1 pseudogene is annotated in these 798 nt (G+C 77.3%); it reads right to left on the minus strand.

Features of this window, described 5'->3' with window-relative positions:
* A pseudogene (locus tag P1P70_RS45295) lies at positions 1–570 on the minus strand (hypothetical protein); the annotation flags it as partial.
* Positions 571–798 lie beyond the last annotated feature (228 nt).

A 798-nucleotide genomic window follows, 5' to 3' on the forward strand; every position in this document is an offset into this window, starting at 1 on the left:
GGTCGGCGCGGGGGCAGGCCCTCCCGCTGACGGGGGCTGCCGCGCGGGTGTGGGGTCTCCGGCGCCCATGGGGGTGTCGGCGGTCGGGGTGCCCGCGTCGGTGGACGGCTCCCCGCCCACGGTGGCTCCGGCCTCGGTGGTCCCGTCCGTGACGTCATCCGCCGCACTCGGTGCCGGGCCTGCCGCGCCGACGCCGCCGACCGGGTCCGACGTCAGCCGTACGAGGCTCAGCGCTCCTGCCGCCAGGGCCATCCCGCCCACCGCGAACAGCAGCTTCCGGTGCCGAGGCCGCCGGTGCCGGCCGCGCGGGCGGGGAGCGGGGTGGTCGGGGGCGGGGCCGATCGGGTTGGCCGGTTCCTTCGAGGAACCGGGCATGGTGGCGGAGAAGAGGGTGGTGTGTCCTGCGGGGGCCGCGGACGGCTGCCAGGCCGGCGAGGGCGTCGCCGGCCTGCTGGGGGCTCCTGGTGGTGCGGTGGCCGTCCGGGCCGTCGGGGGCATCGCTGCCGTCGGTGGCTGCTGTGGCGCCCGTGGTGTGGTCTGCGTCGGCCTGGTGGCCGTGGTCGTCGTCATGGTTCGTCCCTCCCCTGCGCGCCCGTGTCCCTCGGTGCGCCTATGGCGGAGCGCAGGTTATGCGCCGGGGTGGGTGGTGTGGCCGGAGAAGGCCCGGATGTCACCCGTACGGGGAGAAGGCCGCCGGGGTTTGTCAAGGGGACGCGCTGCGGGGGCTCTCGTTGGGGTGGCCGTCGGGCCCACGGGTGACGTCGCTGCGCGTGCTGCTCGGCGGGGCCGGGCCGGGAG

The sequence above is a fragment of the Streptomyces sp. MB09-02B genome (assembly GCF_033794485.1).
Lineage (GTDB): Bacteria > Actinomycetota > Actinomycetes > Streptomycetales > Streptomycetaceae > Streptomyces.